This window comes from Myroides sp. LJL116 (assembly GCF_054871685.1).
This window is the reverse complement of record NZ_JBTXLR010000015.1, coordinates 61,070-67,716: the sequence shown is the minus strand read 5'-3', so window position 1 is coordinate 67,716 and position 6,647 is coordinate 61,070. Positions and strand designations below refer to the sequence as shown.

General features: G+C 34.5%; 6 protein-coding genes. All 6 read left to right on the top strand.

The window, feature by feature from the left end; all coding sequences use genetic code 11:
• The first annotated feature begins 809 nt into the window (after positions 1-809).
• The gene (gene hisG, locus ACYSNM_RS11135) at positions 810-1,667 is read left to right on the top strand and encodes an ATP phosphoribosyltransferase (protein WP_461756979.1); all 858 of its coding nucleotides are present in this window, start codon (positions 810-812) and stop codon (positions 1,665-1,667) included.
• 10 nt (positions 1,668-1,677) lie between these two features.
• Complete coding sequence (hisD, locus tag ACYSNM_RS11130) at positions 1,678-2,970, top strand: histidinol dehydrogenase (protein ID WP_461756978.1); 1,293 nt, start codon at positions 1,678-1,680, stop codon at positions 2,968-2,970.
• Entirely contained in the window at positions 2,960-4,012 is a 1,053-nt protein-coding gene (gene hisC / locus ACYSNM_RS11125; RefSeq protein ID WP_461756977.1) for a histidinol-phosphate transaminase, read from the top strand. The genes hisD and hisC overlap by 11 nt, the downstream gene beginning before the upstream one ends.
• Positions 4,005-5,117 carry a bifunctional histidinol-phosphatase/imidazoleglycerol-phosphate dehydratase HisB gene (hisB, locus tag ACYSNM_RS11120; RefSeq protein ID WP_461756976.1) on the top strand — a complete coding sequence of 371 codons (1,113 nt, stop codon included), beginning with the start codon at positions 4,005-4,007 and terminating at the stop codon, positions 5,115-5,117. Before hisC ends, hisB begins: the two co-directional genes overlap by 8 nt.
• Positions 5,118-5,194: 77 nt before the next feature.
• Positions 5,195-5,908, top strand: coding sequence for a 1-(5-phosphoribosyl)-5-[(5-phosphoribosylamino)methylideneamino]imidazole-4-carboxamide isomerase (locus ACYSNM_RS11115; protein WP_461756975.1), 714 nt, complete (start codon positions 5,195-5,197; stop codon positions 5,906-5,908).
• Complete coding sequence (gene hisF / locus ACYSNM_RS11110) at positions 5,902-6,645, top strand: imidazole glycerol phosphate synthase subunit HisF (RefSeq protein ID WP_461756974.1); 744 nt, start codon at positions 5,902-5,904, stop codon at positions 6,643-6,645. The genes ACYSNM_RS11115 and hisF overlap by 7 nt, the downstream gene beginning before the upstream one ends.
• Positions 6,646-6,647: the final 2 nt, after the last annotated feature.

Genomic DNA, 6,647 nt, shown 5'->3' with positions numbered 1-6,647 from the left:
CCCTTTTATACTATTCTCCCCATTTGAAATTATAGTTACTAAACGCAACTTAAATTCATAATTATATATCTGTTTTTTACTCATAAAAAATGCCCCAAAAAGTGTCTAACTTTTTGGGGCATGTCTATAGAAATATAATAAAGGGCTTTTATTTTAAAATTATAGCTAATAGTAGTAGGGTCAAAGTCCTTTTAGTAGTGTGTAAATACTTGAAATTTTAAAATATATACGCGATAATTTAAAGTTAAAAAACCTAAAAACAGCATAGTAAGTAATGGTACTTTTTACAAGTAAGACATGCTATTTCAAATTATAATAAAGATTAGTTTATAATAGTTAATTCTACTAATTCTCAAAAAACAGATGTCGTTATGGATCATTTTTGAACATTTACACAGTAGGAAATTAACCAAAAGCTAACTTTAAAGATGGAATAAAGAATAAGTTTGATTTATTTTTGCAATTTTTTAAATAAATATAAACTTCTGATTATGAATATTTTATATTAGTGTTTTCGAGGTAAAATAAAATAAAAAACAATAAAAATGAATTTTAAATTTTGACAAGAAGAATTTTTATATACATTTGCCTTATACAAATACGACAAAAAATGTTTTCAAATAAATTACATCATCATCATCATTTTCACTTGCACTCAAAGCGAGCAGATAATGTTGTGATGTTGTAACAAATAAAATAACTAATTATCCCGTTTGAGTTGTCAAACGGGATTTTTTGTTTTTATACGCATTTGTATAGTCTTACTTTCCTGTTTGTTAATTTAAAAGGGTTTTAAAAATATTAAAACGATGAGTAAATTAACTTTAGCCATTCAAAAAGGTGGCAGATTAAGTGAAAAATCTTTAGAACTTCTTAAAGAATGTGGCATAAAGATTCCCTATGGTGCAGGTAAATTAATTGCACAAAGTACCAACTTTCCCTTAGAGGTTTTGTTCTTAAGAGATGACGATATTCCAAGATATGTTCAAAATAATATTGCAGATATTGGAATTGTAGGGGAGAATGTCTTTTTGGAGGAGAACCTAGACTTAGATATTGTTCGAAAATTGGGATTCTCTGCTTGTAGACTTTCTCTAGCCGTTACTAAAGATGCAGATTACACCGGCTTAGATTATTTCCAAGGAAAGAAAATAGCCACTTCCTATCCTGTATTATTACAAAAGTTTTTAGATGAAAATAAGATACAAGCTACCATTGAAACTATTTCTGGAAGTGTAGAAATAGCCCCTAGTATTGGTCTTGCTCAAGGAGTTTGTGATATAGTAAGTAGTGGTTCTACCCTTATGAGTAACGGATTAAAAGAAGTAGAGAGTATTTTGTTTAGCCAAGCTATTTTGATAAAATCCAAAGAGTTATCCCAAGAAAAAACAAATGTGCTGAATCAGCTAGTGGAAAGAATAAACGCTCTTTTACTATCTAAGGAAAACAAATACATTTTACTTAATGCTCCAAATCAAAGCATAGAGCAAATAATCAGCATTTTACCAGGAGTGAAAAGTCCAAGTATCTTTCCCCTTGCTACCAAGGGATGGAGCTCGGTTCACTCGGTAATAAATGAGGATGACTTTTGGTCCAATATACAACGATTGAAACAAGCCGGTGCACAAGGTATTTTAGTGCTTCCAATAGAAAAAATGATCCTTTAAATTTTGCACTATGAAAGTATATAACACTATTAGTCAAGAGTACTGGTCAGCTTTGTGTCAAAGACCAAGTGCTACTAACAAAGAATTAGGACCCAAGGTAGAGGCAATATTACAAAGGGTAAAGCAGCAAAAAGATCAGGCGCTTTATGATCTAACTTTAGAATTGGACAAAGTGGCTTTGGATACTTTGACAGTAAGCAAGGCTGAGATCCAAGAGGCTCAAAACAAAATTTCTCCCCAGTTAAAGCAGGCCATCAAAATAGCCTATAATAATATATACACTTTTCACTCTAGCCAGGTAATAAACCACCCAGTGATAACCACTACTAAAGGAGTAGAGTGTTTTAGGCGTTCAGTCCCTATTGATAGAGTGGGGTTGTATATTCCAGGTGGATCTGCTCCACTTTTTAGCACTTTATTGATGCTTGGGATTCCTGCTAAAATTGCAAAATGCCCTAGCATTGTTTTATGTACTCCTTGTCAAAAAGACCAAAGTGTGGCCGTTGAAGTGCTATATGTAGCTAGTTTACTGGGTATTGAAACCATTTATAAAATTGGGGGAGCCCAGGCCATAGCTGCCATGGCTTATGGTACACAAAGTGTAAAGAAGGTAGATAAAATCTTCGGACCAGGTAATCAGTGGGTAACCAAAGCAAAGGAACTTGTACAAGTAGAGGGGGTAGGTATTGATATGCCAGCTGGACCTAGCGAGGTTTTAGTTATAGCAGATAATGGTAGTGATGCGGATTTTGTGGCAAGTGACTTATTGAGTCAATGTGAACACGGAGCAGATTCTCAAGTAGTATTACTTAGTAACTCTATGGATAAAATAAAGCAAGTGCAAGAATCCATAACCCAACAAATGCAGTCTTTACCTCGTAAAGATATCATAGAGAAGGCTTTAGTTAATAGTTTTGCCGTTTGTTTTGATACTATTGATCAGTGTATTGACTTTAGTAATAGATATGCTCCGGAGCACTTAATTATCAATGTTGAAAATCCTGAGCAATATGTTGATCAGATTAAAAATGCAGGTAGTGTGTTCTTGGGTAAATATACTTGTGAGAGCGCTGGAGATTATGCCTCAGGAACCAATCATACATTACCCACAGGAGGATATGCTAGGATGTATTCTGGAGTTAGCTTAGGTAGCTTCACAAAGGAAATAACCTTCCAATCCATAAGTAAGCAAGGTCTTTTAAATCTGGGTCCAAGTATCCAGACCATGGCTTTGAGTGAGGGATTAATGGCCCACGAACAAGCAGTTAGTATTCGACTTAAAAAAATTGACAATGAAAAATAATCTAGATTTTAAAAGCCTAATTCGAGAGAATATCTGGAATTTAGTTCCTTATACTAGTGCTAGAGAAGAGGATAATACCACCCAAAGCCAGAAGTATATTTACTTAGATGCTAACGAGAGTCCAAAGGGAGAGTATAATCGTTATTGTGATCCTTTGCAAAAAAAACTAAAAGCACAGATAAGTAAGGTAAAATCCATTAAGTCAGAAAATATATTCTTATCCAATGGTAGTGATGAGGTGATTGATTTGGTGTACCGCATTTTTTGCCAACCCTTGCAAGATAAAGTGGTGGTTTTACAACCTACCTATGGCATGTATAAGGTATATGCTGATATTCACCAAACCCAAGTAGTAGGAGTTGATTTAGATACTGACTTTACCCTAACTTCCAAAGTAGTTGATAAGGTATTAGCTGTAGAAAAAGCAAAGGTTCTTTTTATTTGTCAGGTGAATAATCCAAGTGGAAACCTACTTGATACCAAAAATGTGATTCGATTAATAAAAGAATTTGAAGGTATTGTAGTTTTAGATCAGGCTTATATAGACTTTGTAGAATTTAATGAGCTAGAAAATGTTTTTTTAAGGTATAAAAATGTCATTGTGATGCAAACCTTATCTAAAGCCTGGGCAGGGGCAGGGGTTCGATTGGGAATGGCCTTTATGGACAAGGAATTAGTCAAGGTATTTAATAAAGTAAAGTCTCCGTATAATATTAGTGAGCTCAATCAAAACCAGGCCCTAAAGATTGTAAGTGATCCCCAAAAGATGAAAGACAATTGCCAAAGTATTCTAGAGCAAAAAAATATTTTAGTAAAACAATTATCCTCTTTAAGTATTGTCCAAAAGGTATATCCTAGTGATGCTAACTTTATTTTAGTGGTTTTTAAAGATGCCAAAAAGGTGTTTGAATACCTGCAAAGTAAAGGCATTATCGTTCGTAATAGAACCTCTGTGGTAAAGGACTCTTTACGTATAACCATAGGTAGTCCTGAGCAAAACCAATTAGTAATCCAAAGTTTAAAACAAATTGAAAATGCGTAAAAAAGTATTATTTATAGATAGAGATGGAACTATTTTGAAAGAACCAGAAGACTTTCAAATCGATTGTTTCTCCAAAGTTAGTTATGTGAAAAATGCCGTAGTGGCTTTAAGTCGTATAGCATTAGAATTGGATTATGATTTAGTTTTAGTATCTAATCAAGATGGTATGGGAACCACAAGTTTTCCTAGCGAGGATTTTTGGCCTGTACAAAATGCTATGATAGATCTTCTAAAGAGTCAAGGGGTAGAGTTTAAGGATATTTATATTGATCCTTCTTTACCAGAGGAAAATTCTATTAATAGAAAGCCTGGAGTGGGTATGCTTGGTAAATACATCTATGGCAATTATGATCTGGCTAATTCTTTTGTAATAGGGGATAGACCAACAGATATAGAGCTAGCAAAAAACTTAGGTGCTCAGAGTATTTTAATTCAAGATGCTCAAAGTGCTTTCCAAAACCAAGATACTAGCCAGTGCGCCTTGGTTTGTGAAGATTGGCAGCTAATCTATACTTACTTAAAACAAATCTTTCGCACCTCTAAAGTGACAAGAGTAACCAAAGAAACAACCATCGATGTGGCGGTTAATTTAGATTGGGCTCAAGATAGTAGTATACAAACTGGATTAGGCTTTTTTGATCACATGCTTACCCAAATTAATAAGCATGGGAATATTGGTCTATCGGTACAGGTTAAAGGGGATTTATGGGTAGATGAGCACCATACCATTGAAGATACTGGACTTGCTCTAGGTCAGGCCTTTCAAGAGGCTTTAGGTAGTAAAAAGGCCATTGAACGATATGGATTCTGCCTGCCTATGGACGATTGTTTAGCTCAAGTGGCCTTAGATTTTAGCAATAGACCTTATTTGGTTTGGAAAGCCGACTTTAAAAGAGAAAAGATAGGGGATATGCCCTGTGAGATGTTCGAGCATTTTTTTGCAAGTTTTTGCCAAGGAGCAGGATGTAATATAAACATTGAGGCTAGTGGGGAAAATGAACACCACAAAATTGAAGCTATATTTAAGTGCTTTGCTAAAGCATTAAAAATGGCAGTAACTAAAAATACTATTTACTCTATTCCAAGCACAAAGGGAGTTTTGTAAAACTTACATTATGGACTAATAGCTCTTTTAATCTTGCGTTAGAGTGTTTTTAAAAGAGGTATATAATAAAAGAAACAATGAAAATTATTCCAGCTATAGATATTATTCAAGGTAAATGTGTTCGCCTTAGTAAAGGGGACTTCTCTACCCAAAAAGTTTACTCTGCCGATGTGGTAGAAGTAGCTAAGAGATATGAGGATCATGGAATTACCCATCTTCACTTAGTAGATTTAGATGGAGCTAAGTCTGGTAGGGTGATAAATTATAATGCACTAGAGGCTATTTGTGTGAAAACGAATTTAAAAGTAGATTTTTCAGGTGGACTATCTACCGATAAGGATTTATCTATTGCTTTTGAATGTGGAGCCAATCAAGTAAGTATAGGAAGTGTGGCTAGCTTAGAGCCGGATTTATTCTTAACCTGGTTAGATTTCTATGGAAGTGAGAAAATTATTCTAGGAGCGGATTGCCAAAATGGGCGTATTAAAACCAGAGGATGGCTAGAGGATAGTAAAGATCAAATCCTACCTTATCTGAATAATTATATGCAAAAAGGCATAAAGTATAGTATTGTAACAGATATTGATAAGGATGGTATGTTAGAGGGACCAAGTTTTTCCTTGTATGAAGACATACTAGCTCAGGGAGACATTTCTTTGATTGCATCTGGGGGAATTTCTTGTGTAGAAGACCTATATAGGCTAAAGGAAATAGGATGTTACGCAACAATAGTTGGCAAGGCTATTTATGAGAATAAAATCACATTAAAACAGATCGAAAAGTTATGGTAGAAAACAGAATAATCGCATGTATGGACATCTTAGGCGATAAGGTTGTAAAGGGAGTAAACTTTGTTAATTTAAAAACTTTAGGAGATCCTATTGCAATGGCTTTAGAGTACCAAAATCAACAAGTAGATGAGTTAGTCTTTTTAGATATTAGCGCTACAGTAGAGCAAAGAGAGCCTTTTTTGCAATTAGTAAAAAAGATAAAAGACAAAATATCCACTCCTTTTTGTATAGGAGGAGGTATAAAAACTTTGGAGCAAGCCAAGGCTATTATACAAAGTGGAGCAAGCAAGATAGCTATTAATTCTAGTGCTATTGAAAATCCGAATTTAATAAAAGAATTAGTTAAATGTCTTGGTTCTAGTAAAGTAGTGGTGGCTATTGATGTGAAAAACATAGACGGACAATGGTGGGTTTTCACCCATGGCGGGAATATTCAAAGTAAATACAAAGCAGTAGAATGGGCCCAAGAAGTAGAGCGTTTAGGTGCTGGCGAAATTCTTCTAACCTCCATGAATAACGATGGACAGTGTCAGGGTTTTGCTTTAGATATTACCAAAGAGATTGCCCATAGTGTTTCTATTGGAGTAATTGCCTCCGGTGGAGCAGGAAAGGTAAGTGATTTTGTAGAGGTATTTGAAAAAACAAAGGCAACTGGTGCTTTAGGGGCTAGTGTATTTCACTATAACGAAGTAAGTGTAGATCAAATTAAAAAGGCCATTAAGCAAACAAACAAATAAGA

What these genes read in the sequence shown, in the direction of transcription:
- hisG (WP_461756979.1), top strand. Translation starts at nt 810, where the DNA reads ATGAGTAAATTAACTTTAGCCATTCAAAAAGGTGGCAGATTAAGTGAA.
- hisD (WP_461756978.1), top strand. Translation starts at nt 1,678, where the DNA reads ATGAAAGTATATAACACTATTAGTCAAGAGTACTGGTCAGCTTTGTGT.
- hisC (WP_461756977.1), top strand. Translation starts at nt 2,960, where the DNA reads ATGAAAAATAATCTAGATTTTAAAAGCCTAATTCGAGAGAATATCTGG.
- hisB (WP_461756976.1), top strand. Translation starts at nt 4,005, where the DNA reads ATGCGTAAAAAAGTATTATTTATAGATAGAGATGGAACTATTTTGAAA.
- ACYSNM_RS11115 (WP_461756975.1), top strand. Translation starts at nt 5,195, where the DNA reads ATGAAAATTATTCCAGCTATAGATATTATTCAAGGTAAATGTGTTCGC.
- hisF (WP_461756974.1), top strand. Translation starts at nt 5,902, where the DNA reads ATGGTAGAAAACAGAATAATCGCATGTATGGACATCTTAGGCGATAAG.